General features: G+C 69.8%; 16 protein-coding genes and 1 tRNA gene. 8 read left to right on the top strand and 9 right to left on the bottom strand.

Translation table 11 applies throughout. The annotated features are described in order from the left end of the window. Positions 1–23: 23 nt before the first annotated feature. From WHN02_RS04800 to gyrB, 4 genes are all read right to left on the bottom strand, one after another. Positions 24–97, bottom strand: a tRNA-Ile gene (locus tag WHN02_RS04800). A gap of 231 nt (positions 98–328) precedes the next feature. Further along, a complete protein-coding gene (locus WHN02_RS04795; RefSeq protein ID WP_434742232.1) occupies positions 329–1,261 on the bottom strand; it encodes a DUF3566 domain-containing protein in 933 nt (310 codons plus the stop codon). A gap of 4 nt (positions 1,262–1,265) precedes the next feature. Continuing rightward, entirely contained in the window at positions 1,266–4,913 is a 3,648-nt protein-coding gene (gyrA, locus tag WHN02_RS04790; RefSeq protein ID WP_434743822.1) for an intein-containing DNA gyrase subunit A, read from the bottom strand. A gap of 261 nt (positions 4,914–5,174) precedes the next feature. After that, positions 5,175–7,115, bottom strand: a complete 1,941-nt coding sequence (gene gyrB, locus WHN02_RS04785; protein WP_434742231.1) for a DNA topoisomerase (ATP-hydrolyzing) subunit B — start codon at positions 7,113–7,115, stop codon at positions 5,175–5,177. A 524-nt stretch (positions 7,116–7,639) separates the two neighbouring features. Between gyrB and WHN02_RS04780 the strand changes: the two genes are divergently transcribed. After that, positions 7,640–8,194 carry a hypothetical protein gene (locus WHN02_RS04780; RefSeq protein ID WP_434742230.1) on the top strand — a complete coding sequence of 185 codons (555 nt, stop codon included), beginning with the start codon at positions 7,640–7,642 and terminating at the stop codon, positions 8,192–8,194. An 83-nt stretch (positions 8,195–8,277) separates the two neighbouring features. Here the strand turns inward: WHN02_RS04780 and WHN02_RS04775 are convergent, their stop codons facing one another. The 5 genes from WHN02_RS04775 to dnaA form a co-directional block, all read right to left on the bottom strand. Then, the gene (locus WHN02_RS04775; protein ID WP_434743821.1) at positions 8,278–8,910 is read right to left on the bottom strand and encodes a DUF721 domain-containing protein; all 633 of its coding nucleotides are present in this window, start codon (positions 8,908–8,910) and stop codon (positions 8,278–8,280) included. Between the two features lie 66 nt (positions 8,911–8,976). Then, positions 8,977–10,107, bottom strand: a complete 1,131-nt coding sequence (gene recF / locus WHN02_RS04770) for a DNA replication/repair protein RecF (RefSeq protein WP_434742229.1) — start codon at positions 10,105–10,107, stop codon at positions 8,977–8,979. 15 nt (positions 10,108–10,122) lie between these two features. Continuing rightward, a complete protein-coding gene (gene gnd / locus WHN02_RS04765; RefSeq protein WP_434742228.1) occupies positions 10,123–10,995 on the bottom strand; it encodes a phosphogluconate dehydrogenase (NAD(+)-dependent, decarboxylating) in 873 nt (290 codons plus the stop codon). 48 nt (positions 10,996–11,043) lie between these two features. Next, positions 11,044–12,177 carry a DNA polymerase III subunit beta gene (dnaN, locus tag WHN02_RS04760; protein ID WP_350897742.1) on the bottom strand — a complete coding sequence of 378 codons (1,134 nt, stop codon included), beginning with the start codon at positions 12,175–12,177 and terminating at the stop codon, positions 11,044–11,046. A 1,058-nt stretch (positions 12,178–13,235) separates the two neighbouring features. Further along, positions 13,236–15,104 carry a chromosomal replication initiator protein DnaA gene (gene dnaA / locus WHN02_RS04755; RefSeq protein ID WP_434742227.1) on the bottom strand — a complete coding sequence of 623 codons (1,869 nt, stop codon included), beginning with the start codon at positions 15,102–15,104 and terminating at the stop codon, positions 13,236–13,238. 750 nt (positions 15,105–15,854) lie between these two features. Here dnaA and rpmH point away from each other — a divergent pair. The 7 genes from rpmH to WHN02_RS04720 all read left to right on the top strand — a co-directional run bounded on the left by rpmH (position 15,855) and on the right by WHN02_RS04720 (position 21,160). Continuing rightward, positions 15,855–15,992, top strand: coding sequence for a 50S ribosomal protein L34 (rpmH, locus tag WHN02_RS04750; protein WP_350897744.1), 138 nt, complete (start codon positions 15,855–15,857; stop codon positions 15,990–15,992). A 29-nt stretch (positions 15,993–16,021) separates the two neighbouring features. Then, on the top strand, positions 16,022–16,420 hold the full coding sequence (gene rnpA, locus WHN02_RS04745) for a ribonuclease P protein component (RefSeq protein WP_434742226.1): 399 nt from the start codon (positions 16,022–16,024) through the stop codon (positions 16,418–16,420). A gap of 44 nt (positions 16,421–16,464) precedes the next feature. Further along, the gene (gene yidD / locus WHN02_RS04740) at positions 16,465–16,704 is read left to right on the top strand and encodes a membrane protein insertion efficiency factor YidD (protein ID WP_350897748.1); all 240 of its coding nucleotides are present in this window, start codon (positions 16,465–16,467) and stop codon (positions 16,702–16,704) included. Positions 16,705–16,707: 3 nt separating this feature from the next. After that, positions 16,708–17,694: a membrane protein insertase YidC gene (gene yidC, locus WHN02_RS04735; protein ID WP_434742225.1), complete on the top strand. Its 987-nt coding sequence runs from the start codon at positions 16,708–16,710 to the stop codon at positions 17,692–17,694. A gap of 208 nt (positions 17,695–17,902) precedes the next feature. Further along, a complete protein-coding gene (locus WHN02_RS04730; protein WP_434742224.1) occupies positions 17,903–18,496 on the top strand; it encodes a protein jag in 594 nt (197 codons plus the stop codon). A gap of 115 nt (positions 18,497–18,611) precedes the next feature. Further along, on the top strand, positions 18,612–19,349 hold the full coding sequence (gene rsmG, locus WHN02_RS04725) for a 16S rRNA (guanine(527)-N(7))-methyltransferase RsmG (RefSeq protein WP_434743820.1): 738 nt from the start codon (positions 18,612–18,614) through the stop codon (positions 19,347–19,349). A gap of 560 nt (positions 19,350–19,909) precedes the next feature. Further along, on the top strand, positions 19,910–21,160 hold the full coding sequence (locus WHN02_RS04720) for an AAA family ATPase (RefSeq protein WP_434742223.1): 1,251 nt from the start codon (positions 19,910–19,912) through the stop codon (positions 21,158–21,160). Positions 21,161–21,177: the final 17 nt, after the last annotated feature.

Raw genomic sequence — 21,177 nt, 5'->3', positions numbered from 1 at the left:
GACTGAAGTCGGACGACGTGCGGTGGGGCTAGCTGGAATCGAACCAGCGACCTCAGAGTTATCAGCTCTGCGCTCTAACCGACTGAGCTATAGCCCCGCAAGCGACGAGCAAGATTAACCCATCTGCCCACCGCTTCCCAAACCGGGGGTGGCGGTGGCGCCCGTCGTCCACGAACCTACCCGGCGGGCCGGGGCGGCGACCACCGCTTTGCCACCCGGGCACCCGGCGGACACCGGGACAGGACCCGCTCGACCAGCACCGGAACCGGGTCCGGGACGGACGATGCCGGGGCCGCACTGGGCGGCCCCGGCATCGTTCGACGGAAGATCAGTCGCGCTCGGCGAGGGTGAGCTCGATGCCGCCGACCAGGTCGGCGCAGACGTTGTAGACGAACGCCGAGAGCGTGGCCAGAGCCGTGAACAGCACCATGTTCACCAGGCCGATCAGGGCCGAGGTGATGATCACGCCCCCTGCGGTGATCTGGAAGCCCTCCTGCCCACCACCGACGTTGACCAGGTCGGTGAGGCTGTCGTTGACGCTGGCGAACACGCCCATCGCGTCCAACGCCAGATAGAGCACCGACGTGGCCACCACCACGACGATCAACAGGACGAAGGAGACCGCGAAGGCGAACTTCATCACCGACCACGGGTCGATCCGCTTGAGGTTCAGCCGGGCCCGACGCGGTCCACGCGACGCGGCCGAGCTGACCGACGTACGCGCGGAGCGAACAGCCTCACCGACCCGGGCGGCACCGACTGCCGACGCCCCACCACCGACGCCCGCCGGCAGTCCACCGCCGTTGGCCGGCCGGGCGTTCGGACCCGGACGGGCCTCTCCGGGCTTCGTGCCGGTACCGGGCGCGCTCACCCGGGGCAGGGTGCCGGTCGCCGCCGTGGAGGGGCTCGGACGGTTCGGTGTGGCGGTGCCTGTGCTCGGCTTGGCTCCGGTGCCGGTGCCGGTGCCGACCTTGATCGGCTGGGTGGCGTTGGGACGGGCCGCAGCAGCCGCAGCCGTCTTGTTCTCCGCACCGGCGGACTCCGACTTGCTGCCACCCCCGGTGCCCGCGTCCTCGGGCTTGTCCGGCGGCGGCGTCATGCCCGGTGCCCGGGTGAACTTCGGGGCAGGCGCGTCGGCGGGGACCGTCGCCCGGCCCACGGCCGCACGGCCGGCCGCCGGTGCCCCGCTCTTCGCGGAATCCTCGTCGACCGGTTTGGCCGAGGTCCCCTTGTTCCCCGACTTCGCCTGTGTCTCCGTCATTCAACTAGTCCTGTTCGTCAGGCTCGTCGGCATTGCGAGCAATCGCCACGATAGTCACACCGTCCGGGAGGTCCATCAGCTTGACCCCCATTGTGTTCCGGTCACGCGTACGGCGTACAGGCTTCACCGGAGTCCGGATGACACCACCGTTGCTGGTGATCGCGAACAGCTCGTCGTCCGGGTCGATCACCACAGCGCCGACCAGACCACCGCGGCGCTCGGTGATCTTTGCGGTCAGCACCCCCTTACCTCCCCGGCCCTGGACCGGATATTCCTCGATCGGGGTGCGTTTCGCGTACCCGCCGTTCGTCGCGACCAGAACGTCCAATCCCTCACGGACCACCTCGATGGCGAGCAGGGCGTCCTCGCCGGTGAACCGCATCCCGATCACGCCCGAGGTGGCCCGGCCCATCGGCCGCAGCGCCTCGTCGACGGCGTTGAACCGGATGGCCTGGGCGTTCCTCGACACCAGGAGGAGGTCGTTCTCCGGGGCGCAGAGCACCGCACCGACCAGCTCGTCCTCATCGCGCAGGTTGATGGCGATGATGCCGCCGGACCGGTTGGAGTCGAACTCCTCGAGCCGCGTCTTTTTCACCAGGCCGTTTCTCGTGGCCAGTACCAGGTAGGGCGCCACCTGGTAGTTCGGAATCTCGATGATCTGTGCGATCTGCTCGTCGGGCTGGAACGCGAGCAGGTTCGCCACGTGCTGCCCCTTGGCCACCCTACTGGCCTCCGGAAGCTCGTACGCCTTCGCCCGGTACACCCGACCCTTGTTGGTGAAGAACAGGATCCAGTCGTGGGTCGAGCATACGAAGAAGTGGCTGACGATGTCGTCCTGTCGGAGTGTCGCGCCGCTGACTCCCTTGCCGCCACGCCGCTGCGAGCGGTACAGGTCCACCTTGGTCCGCTTGGCGTACCCGGTACGGGTGATGGTGACCACCACGTCCTCGCGGGCGATGAGGTCCTCCATCGAGACCTCGCCGTCGAACGGCACGATCTTCGTCCGCCGGTCGTCGCCCCACTTGGCGACGATCTCCCCCAGCTCCTCCGAGACGATCTTCCGCTGCCGCTCCGGCTTCGCCAGGATGTCCTTCAGGTCGGCGATCTCGATCTCCAGCTTGGCGAGATCGTCGAGGATCCGCTGCCGCTCCAGGGCGGCCAGCCGGCGCAGCTGCATGTCCAGGATCGCGGTGGCCTGGATCTCGTCGATCTCCAGCAGCCGGATCAGGCCCTGCCGGGCGTCCTCCACCGTGGGCGACCGCCGGATCAACGCGATCACCTCGTCCAGGGCGTCGAGCGCCCGGGACAGACCCCGCAGGATGTGGGCCCGCTCCTCGGCCTTGCGCAGCCGGAACGCGGTCCGCCGACGGATCACCTCGATCTGGTGCTCGACGTAGTACCTGATGAACTGCGCCAGGTTCAGCGTCCTCGGCACCCCGTCGACCAGGGCCAGCATGTTGGCACCGAAGGTCTCCTGGAGCTGGGTGTGCTTGTAGAGGTTGTTCAGCACCACCTTCGCGACCGCGTCGCGCTTGAGGACCAGGACGATCCGCATTCCGGTACGCCCGGAGGACTCGTCCCGGATGTCGGCGATCCCGCCGAGCTTGCCCTCCTTGATCAGCTCGGCGATCCGCTCCGCGAGGTTGTCCGGGTTCACCTGGTACGGCAGCTCGCTGACCACGAGCGCCGGGCGACCCCGCTTGTCCTCCTCGACCTCCACCACGGCGCGCATCCGGATCGAACCCCGGCCGGTCCGGTACGCGTCCTGGATCGCCTGGGTGCCGACGATCAGGCCGTGGGTCGGGAAGTCCGGCCCCTTGACGATCCCCAGGAGGGCTTCGAGGGTGGTCGCCTCGTCGGCCTCCGGGTGCTCCAGGCACCACTGCACGGCCGCGCCGATCTCCCGCAGGTTGTGCGGGGGGATCTTGGTGGCCATACCGACGGCGATGCCCTCGGACCCGTTGATCAGCAGGTTCGGGATCCGGGCCGGCAGGATGGTGGGCTCCTTGGCCCGACCGTCGTAGTTGTCCTGGAGGTCGACGGTGTCCTCGTCGATGTCCCGCAGCATCTCCATCGCCAGCGGGTCGAGCTTGCACTCGGTGTTGTGGCTGACGAAGCCGTCGGAGACGAAGGAGTGGTCTTCGGTGTCCACCCGGATGCTGTAGACCGGCTGGACTCCGGCGTCGGTGAGCTCCGCCACCTCGGCGTAGTAGAACCGCCCGTCCACGAGGGGCTCGACCACGTCGAGCACCTCGGTCTCGGTGATCCGGGCGGTGATCTCCTCCCGGTCCCGCTCCCAGCGCTCGATCCGGTCCACGTTGTGTCGGCGCAGCCAGTCCTGCTCGGTCCACCGGGTCGCCCCGTGCGCCCGGATGAAGTCTCCGACCAGCGGCACGTGGTCGCTGGAGAGCGCCGTGCTGGTCGCCGGCACCGACCCAAGCTCGGACTCCAGCTTGGCCTGCTTACGACCGAGGAACCCGACCCGGGCGGCGAAGATCCGAGCGTCCCGGCGGTTGGTCACCACGACCTTGAACTCGCCGTCGTCGTACCGGCACTGCCGGCTGACCACCCCGAACTCCAGCAGGAGCTGCTGCACCTCACGGGCCAGCCGCTCGCTGCGGGTCGAGTACGAGATCTGGATGGTGTTGCGGGGCAGCAGCGAGGAGGAGCCGTCCCCCTCGAAGATGGCTTGAAGGAAGGCACGCTTGATCGCCGCCGACCCCTGCCAGACGAACTCCGGCACGAACTTCGCCGCGCTCCGCGCCCCGAGCAATTCGCCGAGCACACTGCCCCGCAGGGCGGTGAGGTTCTGCACGTCCAACTCGTGCAGGATGCTGCCGGAGGCGATGACCCGCTCCGAGACGTAGCGGGGACCGCCGACCGCCAGGTCGTAGGCGGCGAGAACCCGGACGAAGAACTCCCTGTCGACGTTGTTGAAACCGGCGCGCCCCTCGGAGACCCATCCCTCGCTGACGAAGGCACCCGCGAGGACGGCCGCCTCGACCTCCTCCAGCATCGGGTAGCCGATCTCGTCGGGCACGGTCCGCTGGAGGACCACCCGGTCACCGGGGGCGATCTCCGCGAGCAGCTTCCAGAGGAGGGTCGGCACCCCGGCCACGTCCACCAGGCAGAGCACCGGGTGGTTGTGGGTGCCTGTCAGCTCGTACCCCTCGCGGGTGCGCAGCCGCAATGTCGGGTGCTCGCCGGAGTGGAAGAACTTCGAGGCGCGGACCGGGTCGCCGTTGCGGTCCCGGACTTTCAGGTCGATGTCGGTCTCGCTGTTCGGCGCGGCACCGGGCACCACGTCGCCGACCCGGACGCTGCCGCCGAGGGTGCGAACTCGGACGTCTGCCGTGATGCAGTAGCGCATGGCCGCGGCCGGATCGTTTCCGGGGGAGCCGAAGTTGCCGTTGCCGTCGACCAGGGGGTACCGCAGCGACCAGGGCTGGGCCATCCGGACCAGCGCGTCGTAGATGGCGGTGTCGCCGTGTGGGTGGAACTGACCCATCACGTCGCCGACCACCCGGGAGCACTTCACGTACCCCCGGTCCGGGCGGTACCCGGAGTCGAACATGGCGTAGAGGATCTTGCGGTGAACCGGCTTGAGACCGTCCCGGACGTCCGGCAGTGCCCGCCCGACGATCACGCTCATCGCGTAGTCGAGGTAGGAGCGCTGCATCTCCACCTCGAGGCCGACCGGTTCGATCCGGTCGTGCGCCACGACGGCGGCGCCAGTCTCCGGGTTCTCCGGCTCGCTCGGTGTGGACTCGGGGATATCGGTCACTGTTAACCCTTATCAGACTCAGAGTCGCTTTTGTGCTGTGGATAACTGCTGTGGATACCGGTCCACCTGTGGATAACTCTGTGGACCGTCGACCGGGCGGTGACTACTCCGCCCGGTCGAGCAGGCCGATCAGATATCGAGGAACCGCACGTCCTTGGCGTTGCGCTGGATGAACGACCGGCGCGCCTCGACGTCCTCACCCATCAGCACGGTGAAGAGCTCGTCGGCGGTCGCGGCGTCGTCGAGGGTGACCTGACGCAGCGTACGGGTCGCCGGGTTCATCGTGGTCTCCCACAGCTCGGGATAGTTCATCTCGCCGAGACCCTTGAACCGCTGGATGTCGTCCGGCTTGGCATTGGGCTTCTTCTGCTGCCGCAGGGCGATCAGCCCGTCCCGCTCCCGGTCGGAGTAGGCGTACTGGGCGTCGTCGCCCTTCTTGTTCCACTTGATCTTGTAGAGCGGCGGGGCGGCCAGGTAGACGTGCCCCAGCTCGACGAGCGGACGCATGAACCGGAACAGCAGGGTGAGCAGCAGGGTCTGGATGTGCTGACCGTCGACGTCGGCGTCGGCCATCAGCACCACCTTGTGGTACCGCAACTTCTCCATGTCGAAGTCGTCGTGGATACCCGTACCGAGCGCGGTGATCAGCGCCTGGACCTCGTTGTTCTTGAGGACCCGGTCGATGCGGGCCTTCTCCACGTTCAGGATCTTGCCGCGGATCGGCAGGATCGCCTGGGTACGCGGGTCCCGCCCCTGCTTGGCCGAACCACCGGCCGAGTCGCCCTCGACGATGAAGACCTCGGACTCCCGGGGGTCGGTCGACTGGCAGTCGGCGAGCTTGCCCGGCATCGATCCGGACTCCAGCAGCGACTTGCGTCGGGCCAGCTTGCGAGCCTGCTGGGCGGCGATCCGAGCCCGGGCCGCCTGGGACGCCTTGGTGATGATGATCTTCACCTCGGCCGGGTTCCGGTCGAACCAGTCGACCAGCCACTCGTTGCAGACCCGCTGCACGAAGCTCTTCACCGGGGTGTTGCCCAGCTTGGTCTTGGTCTGCCCCTCGAACTGCGGGTTGGCCAGCTTGACCGAGATGATCGCGGCCAGCCCCTCCCGGATGTCCTCGCCGGAGAGCTTCTCGTCCCCCTTGAGGAGCTTCTTCTCGGTGCCGTACCGGTTGACGATCCCGGTCAACGCGGCCCGGAAGCCCTCCTCGTGGGTGCCGCCCTCGTGGGTGTTGATGGTGTTGGCGAAGGTGTAGACCGACTCGCCGTACGACTCGTTCCACTGCATGGCGATCTCGACCGACATGCCCTCCTCCTCGGCGCCGAACTCGACCACGGACTTGTGGATCGGGTTCTTCGAGGCGTTGAGGTGTCGGACGAAGTCGGCGATGCCGCCCTTGTAGCAGAAGGTGACCTCCCGCTGCTTGCCGTCCTCCTCCTCGGCCACCCGCTCGTCGAGCAGGTGGATGGTGAGGCCCCGGTTGAGGAAGGCCATCTCCTGGATCCGCCGGTAGATCGTCTGGAAGTCCAGGTCGACGGTCTCGAAGACGTCCGGGTCGGGCCAGAAGGAGACCGCCGAACCGCTGCGGTCGGTGGTCTCGCCCTTCTCCAGCGGACCGGGCTTCGAGTTGGTGTACTGCTGCCGCCAGACGAAACCGTCCTTGTGGATCTCCACAGCCATCCGGGTGGAGAGGGCGTTCACCACCGACACGCCCACCCCGTGCAGACCGCCGGAGACGGCGTACGCCTTCCCGTCGAACTTGCCGCCCGCGTGCAGCACGGTCAGGGCGACCTCGACGCCGGGCTTCTTGAGCTTCGGGTGCAGGTCGACCGGGAAACCCCGGCCGTTGTCGGTGACCCGGACCCCGCCGTCGGCCAGCAGCACCACGTCGATGGTGTCGCAGTGGCCGGCCAGGGCCTCGTCCACCGCGTTGTCCACGACCTCCCAGACGAGGTGGTGCAGGCCGCGCTCACCGGTCGACCCGATGTACATACCGGGCCGCTTGCGGACCGCCTCGAGCCCCTCGAGGACGGTGATCGACTCGGCGCCGTACTCCTGCTTGTCTGCCACCCTCGGCCACTTTCTCGCGCCACCCGCGCCGTGGGGGCGCGTGGGGCGCGGGTTCGGCGGACAGGACGCGACGTCGGCGCGCGGGCTGGACCGGGTCTGTTTCCGGGGTACGGCCGAACGCGCCGGTCGCCGCGGTTCGCCCGCGGATCGCGATCGGCTCGACCCGACGTGGAGGAACGACCACGGGTGTTCGGCCCGTCATCGGTCCCTTCGCTTCAGGTCTTCGTCTCACCGCCAATCCTACTGTGCGCGGCCGACAGAACCACCACTCGGCACCCCTGCGCGGCGGCTGAGAAGTACGTAGCGGCCCGTATCTCGCTGTCCGCGACCCCCCTTACACGCCAAGGGTCGTTCGAACGCGGCACCGGCCGTCGAGTCGGATTCGACGAAGAGCGGGCCGGACACCGGACAGCTGGCGTCGTACCGTACGTTTGCGACACCGTCCGACCGGTCTTGATCTTTCCCGCCCGGAACCGGACGATCGACACGGACGGCTCGACACGTGGTGTGAGGAGTGACGCCCGATGGGGCTGGACAACGTCGCGGTGCACTGGCCGCGGACCGGTCGCTTCTACGACCCGGTGGCACCGGCGGAGTTCGTGGACTTCGGCGAGATCGTGGAGATGCCCCAGGTCTCCGCGCCGACCGCGGCGCTCGCGGAGCTGATCGCGCAGAGCGGCACGGTACGGGCGACCGCGTACACCGAACTCGTCGACCTGATCCTCGGGTTGGAGAATGTGCTGTACGCCACGGAGGCCGCCGCCGAGGACGAGGACCCGGTGATCGACCCGGACGGGTGCGCCTGGGTGGCCGGCGGGGTCGAACGGTTCGTCGAGGCGCACCGACCGCACGGCGACGCCGTCACCTTCGACTCGGTGAGCACCGTCCTGCGCTCCCTGATGGCCGACGGCCGCCTCGCCGAACAGCAGCTGCGGTGGCTCGACAGCCGCCTCGACGGGCTGCGTGACGAGGCGGGCGCCCCACCCCAGTGGAGCTTCACCTGCCCCGAACTGAGCGTGCTGGCCGCCTTCTACCGCCGCTGCGCCGAGCGCGGGTACGCCGTCTACGCCTCCGCCTGACGCCCACCCCGGGGCGCGGCGGCCCTGCCGTCGCCGCGCGCGTTCGTCGGCCGGGCCGCACGCGACGCGGCCTTCGCCGACTGTCAGCCGTAGGTGTCCCGGGGACCCCGACCCCGGACCCGGCGGGGACCCCGGGACCACGACGGCGCGGCGGGGCCGTGGATGTGCAGCTTGCGGACCACGTTGTGGCCGACCTCCTGGGCGATCTGTTTGAGCAGCGACCCGGCCAACAGCCGCAGCTGGGTCGCCCAGGCCGTGGATCGGGCCTCCACCGTCAGCTCGCCCTCTTCGAGCTTGACCGGCCGGCTGTGCTGGGCGACCTCCGGACCCACCACCTTCTCCCAGGCCCCGAAGACCGTCGCCTCGGCGGCCGGCTGGGCCCAGCCGCGTGCCTTGACCAACCGGCCCAGGACCACACCGAGTGGTTGCGGGTCCCGGGGGTCCGGTCCCGGGCCGGAGTAGCCGCGCAGCCGTCGCTCGGGGCCGTCCCCGGTGCCCGTCCCGCCCGGGGTACGCCGTCGCTGCCGTGCCGCCGTCTCCCGGCGGGACCTGGCCGCGTCGAGGACCGCACGGGCCAGTTCCGGGCCGCGCGGTCCGTCGGTGCCCTCAGCGCCCCCGTTCTCACCCGCAGCGCCCCGTCCGGCGGCTGCCGGTCTCCCGTCGGCGGTCCGGACCCGGCCGGGTCCGGCCCGGCGGGGGTGGGGTCCGGCCGGGATCCCGTCGGTGGACGGCGGCCGGACCGGCGGGGCGGCAGCCGGTCGCCCGGCGTGTCCGGTGTCTCGTCAGGCACGGGTCACCGCCCCCTCGCGTACCTCGTACCGGGCGCCGTCGAGGGCCGTCGGGACGTCCTCGGGCACCGCACAGGTGACGATCAACTGGCTGGCGCCGCCGACCAGTTCGGCCAGGCGTTCGCGCCGACCGGCGTCGAGTTCGGCGAAGACGTCGTCGAGCACCAGCACCGGCTCGATGCCGTCGGCACGCAGCAGGTCGTAACCGGCCAGCCGCAGGGCCAGCGCGTACGACCAGGACTCGCCGTGGCTGGCGTACCCCTTGGCGGGCAGCGGGCCGAGGGTGAGCGACAGGTCGTCACGGTGTGGGCCGACCAGGGTGGTGCCCCGCTCGATCTCCGCGTTGCGGGCCTCGGCGAGGGCGGCGGTCAGCGCCGCACCCAGTGCCTCCCGGTCGGCGGAGGGGTCGTCCAGGTCGACCGAGGGGCGGTAGGCGACGGTGGCGGCGCCCCGACCGGCCGCCACCGCGTCGTACGCCTTGGCCACGTGCGGAGCGAGTGCGGCGACCAACTCCAGCCGTCCGGCGAGCAGCTCCGCGCCGTGCCGGGCCAGGTGCGCGTCCCAGACGGCGAGGGTGGACAGGTCACCGCCCCGGGTGCCACCGGTCTTCCGGGCCAGGTACGCGGTCCGCAGCAACGCGTTGCGCTGCTTGACCACCCGTTCGTAGTCGGCGCGGACCCCGGCGTAGCGGGGCTGGCGCAGCACCAGCAGGTCGTCGAGGTAGCGGCGACGTTCCGACGGGTCGCCCCGGACCAGTTCCAGGTCCTCCGGTGCGAAGAGCACCAGGCGCAGCGCCCCGAGCACGTCACGGGCCCGGCGGGCCGGAGAACGCCCGAGCCGGGCCCGGTTCGCCTTTCCCGGCACGATCTCCAGTTCGACGAGGAGCTGCCGACCGTCGTGCACCACCTCGCAGCGGATCACCGCCGCGTTCGCCCCCATCCGCACCAGCGGGGCGTCGGTGGCGACCCGGTGCGAGTCGAGCGTCGCCACGTAGCCCAGGGCCTCGACCAGGTTGGTCTTGCCCATGCCGTTGGCCCCCACCAGGACGTTCGGACCGGGCTCCAGGTCGACACCGACCCGTTCGTACGAGCGGAAGTCGACGAGTTCGAGCCGGCGCACGTACACCTGTGGGATCGCCGCTCAGGCCTTACGGACGGCGTGCCCGCCGAACTGCTGACGCAGCGCGGAGACGGCCTTCATCGCCGGTGAGTCGTCCTGACGGGAGGCGAAGCGGGCGAACAGGGAGGCGGCGATGACGTTCAGCGGCACGCCGAGCCGGACCGCCTCGTCGACGGTCCACCGCCCCTCCCCGGTGTCCTCGGTGTAACCGCTGATCGCGGCCAGCTCCGGGTCCTCGTCGAGAGCCCGGTCGAGCAGGTCGAGCAGCCAGGACTGGACCACCGTCCCGTCCCGCCACGACTTCACCACCCCCGGGACGTCGGTCACCAGCTCGGAGGCCGAGAGCAGCTCGAAGCCCTCGGCGTAGGCGTGCATGAGGCCGTACTCGATGCCGTTGTGCACCATCTTGGCGTAGTGACCGGCACCGACCGGACCGGCGTGCACGAACCCGAACTCGCCGGCCGGCTTGAGCGCGTCGAAGACCGGCATCAACCGGTCGACGTGCTCCTGGGCACCGCCGACCATCAGGCCGTACCCGTTCTGTCGGCCCCAGATGCCGCCGGAGACGCCGACGTCGACGTACCCGATGCCCTGGGCGGCGAGGCGCTCGGCGCGGAGGGCGTCGTCGCTGAACCGGGAGTTGCCACCGTCGACGACGATGTCCCCGGCGGAGAGGACGGCGGCGAGGTCGTCGACGGTGCTGTCGGTGACCCCGACCGGGACCATGACCCAGACGGCGCGGGGCGCGTCGAGCTTCTCGACCAGTTCGGCCAGGTCGGCGACGTCACTCAGCCCCGGGTCGCGGTCGTAGCCGACCACCTCGTGGCCGGCGGCGCGCAGCCGCTCGCGCATGTTGCCGCCCATCCGGCCGAGTCCTACCAGGCCGAGCTGCATGGGGTTCCACCTCCGGTGGGGTCGAGGTCTAGGGGTGTGACACGCCGGTCAGCGGGAGACCCGGATCGGCATGATGAGGTACCGGTACCCCGCAATGACCTCGCCATCCTCCCCGGCGGGAGAAATCACCGCCGGCTTGAAGGCGTCGACGAACTGGAACACGGCGGTCTGTGCACCCAGGTTGGCAAGGCCGTCGATGAGGTACTGCGGGTTGAACCCGATGGTGAGTTCGTCACCGGTGAAGGTGGCCTCCATGGCCTCGCTGGCCCGCGCCTCCTCGGTGCCGCCGGCCTCCACCACCAGTCCGTCGGTGCTGAAGCTGAGCAGCACGGGGGTGGTCCGCTCGGCGACCAGGGCGACCCGCTTGACCACCTCGATCAGGGTGCTGACCGAGATCCGGGCCTCGGCGTTGTGGCTGGCGGGGAAGAGCGAGCGCACCGGCGGGTAGTTGGCGCCGTCGAGCAGGCGGCTGGTGGTACGTCGGGTGCCACCGGCGAAGCCGATCATCCCCTCACCGGCCGAGCCCTGGGCGAGGGCCATCGTCACGTGACCGCCGAGGGGTCCGAGGGCCTTGGCGGTGTCGTGCAGCGTCCGGGCCGGGACGAGGGCGTTGATGCTCACCTCGGCGTCGTCCGGGTTCCACTCCATCTCACGCAGGGCCAGCCGGTACCGGTCGGTGGCGAGCATGGCCAGGGTGGTCCCGGAGAGTTCCAGCCGGACCCCGGTCATCATCGGGAGGGTCTCGTCGCGGCCGGCGGCGATGGCGACCTGGGCGACGGCGGCGGCGAAGGCCGCCGAGTCGACGGTCCCGGCGCTCTCCGGCATGTCCGGCAGGGTCGGGTAGTCCTCCACCGGCATGGTGGGCAGGGTGAACCGGGCGCTGCCGCAGACCAGCTCCAGATGCGCGCCGACGGCGGCGATGTCCACCGGCTTGGCGGGCAGGGCCTTGGTGATCTCGGCGAGGAGCCGCCCGGAGACGAGGGCCGCGCCGTCGGCGTCACCCTGGACCTCGACGGTGACCTGGCTGGAGACCTCGTAGTCGAATCCGGAGACCTGCAGGTTGCCGTCGGTCACCCGGAGCAGCACACCGGCGAGCACGGGTACGGATGGTCGGTTGGGCAGGCTCTTCGCGGTCCACGCCACAGCCTCGGCGAGCGCGTCGCGCTCCACTCGGAACTTCATCAATGCCTCCGCGTCGACGTCAGCGACAACTCTCTCATGCCGACCGCTGCCTACCGACCCGCCTGACCGGGCGGGTACCCATCGAACCTTAGGGCTCGTGGGCATCGGTCGTGCGTCCGCCCCCGGGCATCGGTTGCTGCCTGTGGGCGGGCGACGGCCGGTTCGGCCGGCGATCCACAGGAAGCTCAACGGTGATGATTGGTTTTTGTTGTCTTAGAAGAACTAACTCATCGTCTTCATCGGTCCTGTGCAAACTGTGGAAAACCCGCTTTTTCGCAGCTCAGACCCGTTATCCACCGGTGGGTTACCTGTGGAGAACCCGGGGTATAACTCGCGTTCTTATCCACAGGCCGCTGCGGACGGCAAGTTATCCACCGTCGTCCACCGGTTATCCACCGGTTATCCACCGACTTTCTCCCCAGCCCTGTGGATGACGCCGAGCGATCCCTGACCAGTTATCCCCAGAACCTTCAACAGGCCGTACACAGGCGGGCCCGAACCTGTGGACCACGGCCGGAGTCGTCCACAGCCGTCCACAGCTTTTCCCCAGGGTTTCTCCACAGCCTGTGGGTAACCGGGCCGGGACTGACCGTGGTTGTCCACAGTCGGTGGACAACTGCCTGTGGACAGGTTGTGGATACTGTGGATGAACACAGCCCGATCCTGAGGGGTGAACCGGGTCGAGGCGCAAGCTGTGGACGCTTTCCGGCTCAGTCGAGGGCTCGTACGGCGTCGTTCGGGGCCATGTCCGGCACCGTCCGAGGGCATGTTCGGCACCGTCCGAGGGGTCCCGGGGGCGGTCGACGGGTCGTTCGAGGGCTGTCATGGGGTTGGTTCGGGGCGGGCCGAGGGTCTTACCCACAGTCGAGGTGACCCACTCCACAGTCCGATCGCCCGTTTCTCCTCCGAGTGGGCACCGGCGTAGCCGGTCCACGGACACGAGAACGCCCGGCCGGGGTGGGGCCGGGCGTCGATCGGGCGCGCGGGACGCGCAGGCGTACCCCTGACGGGGTTTCGAGGGGTGTCTGCGGGGACGTCCTGCCGGTCCCCTCAGGGGATCAGGTCATCTGCTTGATGCGGTTGGTCAGCTCTGCGATCTGGTTGTAGAGCGACCGGCGTTCGGCCATCTGCTGGCGGATCTTGCGGTCGGCGTGCATGACTGTGGTGTGGTCGCGTCCGCCGAAGGCCTGCCCGATCCGGGGCAGCGACAGGTCGGTCAGCTCCCGGCACAGGTACATGGCGACCTGACGGGCGTTCACCAGCACCCGGGACCGGGAGTGCCCGCGCAGGTCCTCCAGGCTCACCCCGAAGTAGTCGGCGGTGGCGACCATGATCTGGTCCGCGGTGATCTCCGGCCCGGCGCCGTCGGGGATGAAGTCCCGCAGCACCTCCTCGGCCAGCGACAACTCGACGGTCGAGCGGGTCAGGCTGGCGAACGCGGTGACCCGGATCAGCGCCCCCTCCAACTCCCGGATCGAGTTCGACACCCGGGAGGCGATGAACTCCAACACGTCCGGCGGGGCGTACAGACGCTCCTGGGCGGCCTTCTTCTGCAGGATCGCGATCCGGGTCTCCAGGTCCGGCGGCTGGATGTCGGCGAGCAGCCCCCACTCGAACCGGGTGCGGAGCCGGTCCTCCAGGGTCGCCAGCTGCTTCGGGGACCGGTCGGAGGTGATCACGATCTGCTTGTTGGCGTTGTGCAGGGTGTTGAAGGTGTGGAAGAACTCCTCCTGGGTCCGCTCGCGGTTCTCCAGGAACTGGATGTCGTCGATGAGCAGGATGTCGACGTCGCGGTAGCGGCGCTGGAAGGCGCTGGTCTTGTCGTCACGCAACGAGTTGATGAAGTCGTTGGTGAACTCCTCGGTCGAGACGTACCGGACCGAGCGGGCGTTGCCGAGCGTCGTGGCGTAGTGCCCGATGGCGTGCAGCAGGTGGGTCTTGCCCAGCCCGGAGCTGCCGTAGATGAACAGCGGGTTGTACGCCTTCGCCGGTGACTCGGCGACCGCCACGGAGGCGGCGTGCGCGAACCGGTTCGACGACCCGATCACGAACGTCTCGAACATGTACTTCGGGTTCAGGCGGTTTCCGCCGCCCTCCGCGCCGCCGGGACGCCGGTCGTCCCGCATCCCCGGCCGGTGGTCCGGGGCACCCCGGCCGGGACCGTTGTCGGTGTTGCGGCCCGGTCCGTTGTCGGTGGCCCGCCCCGGCCCGTTGTCCGGTCCCCCGTCGAGCCCGCGCAGGTGGCCGGGGCCGGGACCGGGGTCCTGCCGGTACCGGGGCTCGAACGGGCGGTCGCCGCGGTCGGTGAAGCCGTTCGGATCCGGGCCGCCCCGGTCGTGCCGGAGTCCACCACCGAAGCCGGACCCGAAGAGGGTCTCCTGACCGTCCCGGCTGTTGGGGATCGCGCCGGGTCGGTGACCGTCCGGGTACGCGCGCCCGTCGGCGTCGGAATCCGGGGCGTCGGTCCGGTCGGGCTGGTCTCCGGTGCCCTGACCCGGCTCGGGGCGCTCGGCCCCCGGCTCGCCTCGTGACCCGGGACTCGGGAAGAGCCCGCCGTCCGGGGCGGGTCCCCTGTCGTCGGTGCCGTACCGATCCTGGGGTGGGGTCTCGAACTCGCCGGTGTCGGCGCTGCGGTAGACGGTGCCGGCCGGTCGCCCGGAGTTGTCCTCGGGAAGCCGTACGGTGACCGCCACCTGGATGGACCGGCCGAGCCGACGCGACAGGGCCTCGGTGATGGCCGGTCGGAGGCGGGACTCGATCACGTCCCGGGTGAAGGCGTCCGGGACGGAGAGCAGGACGGTGTCCTCGACGATCGCACGGAGCCGGGTGAGTCGCAGGTACGCCCGCTGCTGGGCAGAGATGATCTCGTCAGCGAGATCGTCCGTGGTCGCCGTCCACACCGCGGCAAGGTCGGTCGTACCGGCCACCGTTGTGCCACCCCCTCGCCTTGACCTGACGACCGCCGATGCTGTCCTGCCACCTCCGGCCTTGCACCGCCGTGAGCAGGCGGAACGTCAACCGACGGGAGCGTCGTCCACAGGTTATCCACACCCTGTGTACCGACTGATTGTGGCTGTCCGTCGGATACGGCTCGGACCTGCCCCCCGGTGCGGACGGGTGCTGAAACGGATCCACCGTGCCGAACGATCCACTGCCTTGTCCGGTCTTGCCCTTCGGCTTGTCCGGTGTTGCCGCCGGCGAGGAGCCGGCCTCTTCCGTCCCCGGCTCCTCGTGCCCCGGCTCGCCGCGCCCCCGGCGGCGGTGAGTCGGGCCTGAGCACAGTGACCGCAAACGGGCACGCTAACAGCGTTGTCCACAGGCCTTCAACATCGGGGGCGGGGGCATCGTTGTCGGTATCAGCGAAAACCGCCGCATCGGTCCCCCCTGCCGGGCCTGTCCGACCTGCTCACGGAAGTGCCGGCGGGGCGGGTCGGCGGGTTCGGCCGGGCGAAGTGGATCTTCTTTGACCGGCGTTGCCTGGCTGCGTAGGCTTGAGCGGCTGCTCTGTTGCCCTCTGCTAGGGTGATGGGTGTTTGCTGTCCGCAGTCGTCACCTCGCACTGCCGGGGATCGCGCCGCCGGGCAGCACCGAATCAGGGGTCACCGCCGAGGTGGCCTGGACCACCCCACGTCCCCGTGGCGACCACGCACGGGGCGTACGAAAACGGAGAGCCTGACGTGAGCAAGCGCACCTACCAGCCGAACAACCGTCGGCGCGCGAAGACCCACGGCTTCCGGCTGCGGATGCGCACCCGGGCCGGCCGTTCCATCATCTCGACCCGTCGCACCAAGGGCCGCGCCCGCCTGTCGGCCTGAGGCCGACGGTTGGCAGGACGTGGGCAGTCGTGCTGGCAGCCGCGCAACGACTGCGGCGCAGCACTGACTTCGCCGTGGCGGTTCGTGCTGGCCGCAGAGTCGGCCGTGGCTCCCTCGTCGTCCACCTGACCCTGCCGACGAGCACCTCGCCGAAGCCGGCGCGGGAGAGCGGTACCGAGGAACTCTCGGCACCGACCCGCGCCGGCTTCGTGGTGTCCAAGGCCGTCGGGCCGGCGGTGGTCCGCAACCGGGTCCGCCGTCGGCTGCGCCACCTGGTCCGCGACCGGCTCGGCGAACTGCCGACCGGCAGCAACCTCGTGGTACGAGCGTTGCCGTCGGCCGCCGAGGCCTCGTACTCCCGGCTCGGTGCTGATCTGGACGCCGCGCTGGAGGCGGCGCGTACGGCTCGGGCCCGGCGATCCCGGTGACCTGTCGACAGGCCGTCGGACGGCCCCCCACGCTGGGTGCCCGGGTGCTCAGTGGCCCGATCGTCGCGTACCGTCGTTGGATAAGTCCGGCACTGCCGGCCCGTTGTCGGTTCTACCCGTCGTGCAGCGCGTACGGCTTGGAGGCGCTCGCCCGGCACGGCGCGCTGCGGGGAGTCTGGCTCACGGCCCGGCGACTGCTGCGCTGCCACCCATTTCACCCTGGTGGGCACGACCCGGTTCCGGAACCGGGCGACCGCCGCCGCGCCGACGTGACTGGAGCCTGAGAATTGAGTCTCGACTGGATCTACTACGCGATCTCGTGGATCCTGCTCGCCTGGCACTCGGCCTGGGACGCCATCGGGGTGCCGGTCGGCGAGGTCCTCGGCACGAACTGGGCCTGGATCCTGGCGATCGTGTTCCTGGTGGTCACCGTACGGGTGATCCTCTTCCCGGTCTTCGTCAAGCAGATCAAGTCGCAGCGCGCCATGCAGGCGTTGCAGCCGCAGGTCAAGGCCCTCCAGGAGAAGCACAAGGGTGACCGGGAGACGCTCCAGAAAGAGATGATGGAGCTCTATCGGAAGGAAAAGGCCAACCCGCTGATGGGTTGCCTTCCGATGTTCCTCCAGATCCCGGTCTTCCTGGGGCTGTTCCACGTGCTGCGCCGCCTCAACCCGGACCGGGACGAGCGGTGGAAGGTCCTGTACGGCTGGACCGCCGACCAGTTCGACAGCGCCTCGCAAGCGACCATCTTCACCGCCCCGATCGCCGGGAAGTTCGGCTCGACCGCCGAGGAACTGGCGAAGCTGAACGCGAACGGGACCACGGTCAAGGTGATCGCCGGTCTCCTGGTCCTGATCATGATGCTGACGACGTACCTGACCAGCCGTCAGATGATCCTCAAGACCGGTTGGGCGGAGGACCCGCAGCAGCGGATGATCCAGCGACTGATGCTCTACGGCATCCCGGCCTCGCTGCTCATCTCCGGCGCGATCTTCCCGATCGGTGTGATCATCTACTGGGTCACCAACAACCTGGTGACCCTCGGTCAGCAGCAGTGGGTGCTTCGGAAGTTCCCGCCGCCCCCCACCCCGGGTGGCAAGCCGGGAAGCACCGCCACCAAGGCGCAGCCGGCCGCGACCCGTGGACTGCTGGGGCGCAAGAAGGCGGTCGCCCCGGCGCCGGTCAAGCCGGCCGCCCCGAAGGTCGCCGGTCCGAAGCCGGGCGCCAAGCCGACCAACCCGAAGAAGGCCCGACCCGTCAAGAAGCAGGGCTGATCCCCGCCGGCCGCCGCACCTGCGGCGGCCGGCTCCGACCCGTGCAGCCGCCGTACGGCCGGCGCCGGAAGGAACCCCCGCCGCGCCCCGCGCGGCCCCGGGCGGGACGCCCGGGAACAGACCTGCCCGTGGCAGCGGCATCCTCCTGCCGGCCCCGGGAGACCAACGGACCCGATGGTCCGCACCGAGTGAGTACGGAGATGACACCGTGACCGACACCAGCATCCCCCGCACCGAGGAGTCCCCGGAGACCGAGGACGCGCCGATCGACGGCAACGGTGCCGAGGGAACCGACGAGACTGAGGTCGAGGCGGGGCCACGGGAGAAGAAGGCCCCGGCCGAGAGTGAGCTGTTCCGGCAGAGCGAGATCGCTGCCGACTACATCGAGGGTCTGCTCGACATCCTCGACTACGACGGCGACATCGACGAGCTTGTCTCGGGTGACCGGCCGATGGTCGAGGTGGTCGGGGGCCAGCTGCAGAGCCTGGTCGGTCAGCGTGGGGCCACCCTGGAGGCGCTTCAGGAGCTGGCTCGGCTGGCGGTCTTCCGGCAGACCGGCACCCCGAGCCGCCTCCTGCTCGACGTCGGGGGCTACCGGGCGAACCGGCGCAAGGAACTCGCCGCCGTCGCCCGCAACGCCGTGGAGAAGGTGAAGGAGCACGGCGAGGCGGTACGCCTGGAGCCGATGTCCGCCTTCGAGCGCAAGTGCGTCCACGACGTGGTCAACGCGGCGACCGGGGTGGAGAGCGAGTCCGAGGGCGTCGAGCCGAACCGGCGCATCGTCGTCCGGCCGGCGGACTGACCTGGTGGCGTACGACGACAGTGCGGCGGCAGCCGCGTCCGGCCCGGGTGACGTTCCACCCGGGCCGCGCCGTGTCGACGTCGACGAGCCGACCGGCCCGGCCGACGGCTCCCCGGTGACGCACCCCTCGGCGGCTGACGCGGCGCTGCCGACGGCACTCACCGACGCGGCCGTCACCCTCTTCGGCGATCGGTTGGACCTGGCCGTCAGGTACGCGGAACTACTCGTCACCGACGGCGTGGTACGCGGGCTGATCGGCCCTCGGGAGGCCCCCCGGATCTGGGACCGGCACCTGCTCAACTGTGCAGTGGTCGCGGAGCGGATCCCCGTGGACTCGATAGTTGTCGACGTCGGCTCCGGGGCCGGACTCCCCGGTCTGGTCCTGGCGATCGCCCGGCCCGATCTCGCGGTGACACTCGTCGAGCCGCTGGCCCGGCGTACCGCCTTCCTCGACGAGGCGGTGACCCGCCTCGGTCTGGACCGGCAGGTCCGGGTGCTCCGCGGACGGGCGGAGGAGGTCACGGCCGGCGGCGAGGACGCAGCCCCGGCGGGTGACGTGGTGACCGCCCGGGCCGTCGCCCCGCTGGACCGGCTCGCCGGGTGGTGCCTCCCCCTGGCCCGTCCCGGCGGTCGGTTGATGGCGATGAAGGGCAGCTCCGCAGCCGAGGAGATCGCCGAGCACGCCACGGTGGTCGCGCGACTCGGTGGGGGCGAGCCGGAGCTGCACCGGTGCGGGGTCGGGTTGATCGACCAACCGACCACAGTGGTGGAGATCGCGCGGGAGCGGGTGGTGGCCTCGCCCGGTAAACGAGCCCGGTCCTCGCGGCGCGGCGGCCGCAACCGGAGTCGTTGACACTGAGCGGAGGTGACCCTCGTGGTCCCTCCGCTCACCCCCGCCTCCCCACCTCGCCGTCCGGACGCGCTACCGTCCGCTTCGGCCGCCGTCCGCCGCGTCGCCGCGGTGGCGGACGCCCCCACGTCGCTTCCTGAAGAACCCACCGGACCCCGAGGAAGCCGACTGCTTCCTGTGGAGCCCGTCGGCTCCCTGAAGGCCTCAGATCGAGCCGCCCAATTCGTGGGGCTGGTGGCCTTTCTGCCGGGCGGGGCCGTCGTTAACCCATTTGTGGGTGGCACCGGACCGCACTGGAGGCGTGCGCCTGCACGCTGCGGGGGTGATGGTGCATCGGACGGGCTCACCGGCGGATGGCCGCTGGATGCCGAGGGGTGCTCAACTCGACATGGACCCGTTGCGCCCGTGCGCCGTAGGCTGACCGGACGTCGTTAGTGTGGAGCGGTCGGGTGCCGGTTGCCGGGATTCCGACGGCTACGCCCAGCTGCGGGCTGGGAAGACGCGGACGCGTGAACCAGTTGACGGGGTGCCGACCGACCATCCGAAGCGGGCAGGGATGACAGGTGCATGACGACGGCAGGTACGACGGCCCGGCGATCGGCTCGCCGGAGGAGCGCCGCCTGACAGGGTGCTCCGTTTCACGTGAAACGGAGCACCGTGTTTCACGTGAAACGCCCGGGGATCCGTGGGCCGGGAGCGCGGACCGGGAGTCCGCTCCGACCACCGCCCACGACCGTCCACCGAACCCCGACCATCAGTCACCGGCCCCTGCCGGGCTGGGCGACGAAGGGGTCGGGCAGGATTCCATTCCGGGGGCGACGCCGGCTCCGCCCGATTCGGCGACGCCGACCTCGGAAACAGACCCGAGAATCACACCCACCGGAGAGTACGGGGCGACGGAAGCCGTCGAGACCGCGTACGTTTCACGTGAAACCCCGACGCGCGAAGAGGATGATCCACCGTTGGCTATGGAGGCGATGCGCGCCGTGCAGATCCTTAATCCGAGTGGCGAGGTGACGATGCCTCGGCCCGAACGGACCCGGGTCATGTGCGTCGCGAACCAGAAGGGCGGCGTGGGTAAGACCACGACCACGGTGAACCTGGCGGTGGCGCTTGCCCTGCACGGGAACCGGGTCCTGGTCATTGACCTGGACCCGCAGGGCAATGCCTCGACCGGGCTCAACGTCCCGCACCACACCGGTGTTCCGGACGTGTACGACTGCCTGATCGACAGCGTCCCCCTCGCAGAGGTGGCCCAGGGGGTGGAGGGCATCCCGAACCTGTGGTGCGTGCCGGCGACCATAGATCTGGCCGGTGCCGAGATCGAGCTGGTCTCGGTGGTCGCCCGGGAGTCCCGGTTGGTCCGGGCCATCGCCGCCTACCCCGGACACTTCGACTACGTCTTCATCGACTGCCCGCCCTCGCTCGGACTGCTCACAGTCAACGCCCTCGTGGCCGCGCAGGAGGTGCTGATCCCGATCCAGTGTGAGTACTACGCACTGGAGGGGCTCAACCAGCTGATCAACAACATCAACCTGGTACGCCAGCATCTCAACCCGACGCTCGACGTCTCCACCATCCTGCTCACCATGTACGACCGGCGTACGCGTCTGGCCGACGCGGTCGAGCAGGACGTCCGCAACCACTTCGGCGAGAAGGTGCTCCAGGCGGTCATCCCCCGGAACGTGCGTGTCTCCGAGGCACCGAGCTACGGCCAGTCCGTGATGACCTACGATCCCGGATCACGAGGGGCGACGAGTTACTTCGAAGCCGCTCAGGAGATCGCCGAGCGTGGGGTCAAGGAGAACCGGTGAGCCGCAAGCTTGGTACG

This window comes from Micromonospora sp. SH-82 (assembly GCF_051132485.1).
Classification (GTDB): domain Bacteria; phylum Actinomycetota; class Actinomycetes; order Mycobacteriales; family Micromonosporaceae; genus Micromonospora.
The sequence above is the reverse complement of the archived record's forward strand: the minus strand, read 5'-3'. Positions and strand labels throughout refer to the sequence as shown.

Bases quoted from the DNA above. Each gene is read 5' to 3' on its own strand.
- WHN02_RS04795 (WP_434742232.1), bottom strand. From the start codon at position 1,261: ATGACGGAGACACAGGCGAAGTCGGGGAACAAGGGGACCTCGGCCAAA.
- gyrA (WP_434743822.1), bottom strand. From the start codon at position 4,913: ATGAGCGTGATCGTCGGGCGGGCACTGCCGGACGTCCGGGACGGTCTC.
- WHN02_RS04780 (WP_434742230.1), top strand. From the start codon at position 7,640: ATGGGGCTGGACAACGTCGCGGTGCACTGGCCGCGGACCGGTCGCTTC.
- gnd (WP_434742228.1), bottom strand. From the start codon at position 10,995: ATGCAGCTCGGCCTGGTAGGACTCGGCCGGATGGGCGGCAACATGCGC.
- dnaN (WP_350897742.1), bottom strand. From the start codon at position 12,177: ATGAAGTTCCGAGTGGAGCGCGACGCGCTCGCCGAGGCTGTGGCGTGG.